Origin of the sequence: Faecousia intestinalis (assembly GCF_040096185.1) — a bacterium.
Classification (GTDB): Bacteria; Bacillota; Clostridia; order Oscillospirales; family Oscillospiraceae; genus JAZOXB01.
In genome coordinates, this window is record NZ_JBBMFF010000116.1 from 1 (window position 1) to 3724 (window position 3724).

Here is a 3724-nt window from a genome sequence, read left to right on the forward strand (position 1 = left end):
CGTCGGCCGTTGGCCTCCTCGCAATGACACATCAGGGAAGTGCCGAGGTGCACCAGCACCCTTGCGCGGTTGAATAGTCCCCTACAAGGCGCTCACAACCCGCAAGGGGCACGCCGCTGCATTTTTCTCTCGCACGGCGGACTTTTCAAAGGCATTCTTCCGTGAAATACCCCCCGTGGGTTGCGGGCGGCGGAAAAAATGGCTGGCTTGCTGCAAGGCGCGCGCACTCGTCCGCATCCCCGAGCAGGTGCAGCAGCCTGTCCCGCTCCTCCGAAAGCTCGTCCGAAAAGCAGCGCAGGACGCGCTCCTTTTCCTCAGGGACATGCCGCAGGCACAGCGCGGTCATCGCAAGTGTCTGATCCGTCAGCGCCCACTGGGAGACCAGCTCCGGAAGTACCGGGGCAGCCATTGCATACGCCTCACACTGAACGCATAAAAGAACATAGTCCCAGAGCTCCATGTCGTTCCGCTCCGGCGCGTAACGGCGCAGCGCAGCGGCCCGTTCCTCGCCCTGTACGCAGAACGCATAGGCAAGGCGGGGATGGACCGCCCCGCGCTGCGCGCAGAGCAGGTCGGCGGCATTCGCTGTGTCTGCCTCGCGGAAGCAGGCCGCAGCTGCGGCTTTGTCTCCCAGCCCAAAATGGCACACACCGAGATTATAGAGCAGAACGGGGCCTTGGTCGGCCCGGTGCGCCTCCTGAAGCGCGGCAAGCGCCCCGGCAAAATCGCCGTTTTCGAACCGCAGCCGGGCGATATTCTGGAGAATGCGCGGATGGCGGGAGCGCTGCAAGGCCTTTTGAATCCAATAACGTGCCTCTGCCTCAGAGTCCCGAACACTACCGCCCATCAAAAAATAGAACCAGCCAAGGTTGCTGTCCGCTCTGGGGTCCCCGCTGCCGCACGCCTGCCGGAAGGCGCGCTCTGCCTGCTCAATGTCGCCGCGGTCCAGCGCCTGCATCGCCTGCGTGTTCCAAGTTGTCCAGTTTTTGTCCATAGAAATTCCGCCCTTCACACTGCAAAGGCCAACGGGGAACGGTCACTTCCATCCGTTCCGCCGCTGTGTTTTTCGTACTTCAAACCAGCTCCTGCTCCACGCTTACCACTGCGTTGGACTCGTCATATTCGATGGTGATCAAATACCCGTCTTTCGTATAATGGGAAGATACTTTCGGCACATCGTTTCTGCCGGTATAGAGGAATAGATATTCTCCATCCGGATCGATCGCTCTTACTTCCTCTAACTGTATGCCCTGCTTTACGTTATCGAAATCAGTTTTTAGCAGCCGTGTGCTGTAGATTTTCCCCGTCAGCCGATCGCCCGAAGCGTCAAACAGAAGCACGGCAATGCTTCCGTCTCCAAGATAGGCCGCGCGATATGTATCGCTTATTTTCCTGACGCATTCCATGGGGTATTTTGCGTGGATTTCGTCCATCGAGCCCTGAAGCCCGACCAGCTCCAGAAGCTGCGTTTCATCGTAGGTTCCGGATGCCAGATCGATCAGACTTTTGTCCGACGGGGACACCGCAATTTTCAAATCGCGCTTCGGACGGGCGCAGCCCGTGAGCAATATCAGCATTCCGGCAAGCAGCACGAGGCACTCTATGAACCGCACGCAGCACGCCGTATAACTGCCAGTCACCGGGAGATGGAATTTTGTTTGATGCATGGGTTACCGTCCTTTCTGCCGTTTGCGGGGTGCCCCTTGCGCGTATTGAGCGCTTACGGCAGCTGTAAATATCGCAGCTGTGATCCTGCGGCGTGCAGCTGTCATTGCGAGGCCCCAACGGGGCCGTGGCGCCCTGAGCGCGAAGCGCGAGGAAGTGCCCTTGGGGTGCAATTTCGCAGTACCTGGCCGGATAACAGGAAAGTCTCCGGCGAATATGGTACCGTTACGCGGCGGGGCGTCGAGGACGCCGCCACCTACAAGGTGTGTGCGGTCGGCGATGGCTTGCACGAGCCGCAAGTGCCTCCCCGAGATTGCCACGTCGCTTTGCTCCTCGCAATGACACATCAGGCGGGTGCGGCGGCGCACCAGTGCCCTTCTGCCGTTGAATTGCCCTGCACAAGGCGTTCACTAAGCGCCGCTGCATTTTTCTCTCGCACGGCGGACCTGTACGGATCGCCGCAGCCTACGGAAAAATATCTAAAATTTGGCAATAAGGGCCAGAACTGTCCATTCTTATGCCACAAGAATATGCCATTCTTCACAACTTGTCAAGCATTATTTTTTTGAAAAAGGTATTGATTCATTCTTAATATGCGTTATACTATTCCTGTGAAGGCCTATCAACTACAGACTTTAGGAGGAGAAATGGCAAAGGATAATGCACAGAGCAGCTTTCAGCGGGGCGTTATGTCGCTGCTGATCCTCTCGCTGCTCGCTCAGGAGGACATGTACGGATATCAGATCGTGCAGGAGATCGCGGCGCGCAGCGGCGGGACCATTGTGACGCAGGAGGGCTCTTTGTACCCGGTGCTCTATAAGCTGCAGGATCAGGGCATGATCTCCGGCGAAAAGGTGCTGGTGGGCAAGCGGATGACGCGCGTCTACTATCATCTGGAGGAGCCCGGCCACCGCCGTCTGCAGGAGCTGGTGCACGAGTATCAGGTGATGACACGGGGCGTTTTTCAAATCATTCAAAGAGAGACAGACGTGAAGGAAGGCGGCTGAACGGGGAATGCGGCGAGCCGGGCGCGGCATCGTATGCCGAACGGTATATTGTGTGAGGCAGGGCAAACCGTAGCATCACGACCCCGCAGGCACTGCGCAGCGCCTGCGGGTTTTTTATAAAGCAGAGCAAAAATATTTCGACTTATTTTGACTTTTTTGAAAAAACCTGTCCGTTTTCCGATTCTGATGTAATATAGAGATAGAAGGAAAATTTGCGCAGCAAAGGAGAGCGCCCATGAAAAAGAGACGGATCGTTTCCCTCCTGCTGGCGGCCGCGATCCTGGCCGCCGCCCTGACCGGCTGCGCAAATCTCAAGGTCGGGCTGATGCTCCTGCAGCACGCGACCGGGCCTTATGATCCGATGGATCAGGTCATGGAAGACCGGCTGAATGCCATACTGGAGGCCGCCGTGGCGCAGGACGCCGCTGCGATCAAGGCACAGTTCGCGCCAAACGCCATCGCGGCGCAGCCGGAGCTGGATGACCAGATCGAGGCACTATTTGACTACTATGACAGCGAAAATGGCGAAATTGACAATATTTCGGGGCGCGCTGGTTCCGCATCAGATGGCGCTGGCGGAAAAAACGGCTATTATGAGATGAGTGGAAAAATCGTATCAGGTGAAATGTATCTCGTCTATATACGCGCAATCACAGAGGATACAAATGATCCGGATAACGTTGGCGTTTGGGCGTTGCTCCTGCGCCGCAAGGCCGATGAAGCAGACTATCCTGATGGATTAAGCTATCATGTAAAAGGTGAAGAGGACATGATTGGCATCTATGTCGGGCTTCCTGCGTATCGCTTTGACCTCGGGCTGCCGACTGAGTAAGAGGAACCTGCTAAAGATGTAACTTTCGTCTTTAGCAGGTCCACACCGGCGCTTCGAACGGGCTGCCATTAAGATGGCGGGAACCCAAAGCCAGCCTGTAGCGGCGCTCCCTGAGCGCCTTGTACGGGGATGATTCAACCGCAGAAGGGTACTGGTGCACCTCGCGCCCTCCTGACGTGTCATTGCGAGGCCCCAAGGGGGCCGTGGCAATCTCGCAGTA

4 protein-coding genes are annotated in these 3724 nt (G+C 57.0%); 2 read left to right on the forward strand and 2 right to left on the reverse strand.

The features are described from left to right. Nucleotides 1-145: 145 nt before the first annotated feature. On the reverse strand, nt 146-994 hold the full coding sequence (locus WMO66_RS02205; protein WP_349134775.1) for a tetratricopeptide repeat protein: 849 nt from the start codon (nt 992-994) through the stop codon (nt 146-148). A 79-nt stretch (nt 995-1073) separates the two neighbouring features. Further along, a complete protein-coding gene (locus tag WMO66_RS02210) occupies nt 1074-1667 on the reverse strand; it encodes a hypothetical protein (protein ID WP_349134776.1) in 594 nt (197 codons plus the stop codon). 645 nt (nt 1668-2312) lie between these two features. On the opposite strand from WMO66_RS02210, the gene WMO66_RS02215 reads away from it, so the two are divergent. Beyond that, nucleotides 2313-2672 carry a PadR family transcriptional regulator gene (locus WMO66_RS02215; protein ID WP_349134777.1) on the forward strand — a complete coding sequence of 120 codons (360 nt, stop codon included), beginning with the start codon at nt 2313-2315 and terminating at the stop codon, nt 2670-2672. Nucleotides 2673-2907: 235 nt separating this feature from the next. Next, nucleotides 2908-3504, forward strand: a complete 597-nt coding sequence (locus WMO66_RS02220) for a DUF5104 domain-containing protein (protein ID WP_349134778.1) — start codon at nt 2908-2910, stop codon at nt 3502-3504. The last annotated feature ends 220 nt before the right edge of the window (nt 3505-3724 follow it).

What these genes read in the sequence shown, in the direction of transcription:
- WMO66_RS02205 (WP_349134775.1), bottom strand. Translation starts at nt 994, where the DNA reads ATGGACAAAAACTGGACAACTTGGAACACGCAGGCGATGCAGGCGCTG.
- WMO66_RS02210 (WP_349134776.1), bottom strand. Translation starts at nt 1,667, where the DNA reads ATGCATCAAACAAAATTCCATCTCCCGGTGACTGGCAGTTATACGGCG.
- WMO66_RS02215 (WP_349134777.1), top strand. Translation starts at nt 2,313, where the DNA reads ATGGCAAAGGATAATGCACAGAGCAGCTTTCAGCGGGGCGTTATGTCG.
- WMO66_RS02220 (WP_349134778.1), top strand. Translation starts at nt 2,908, where the DNA reads ATGAAAAAGAGACGGATCGTTTCCCTCCTGCTGGCGGCCGCGATCCTG.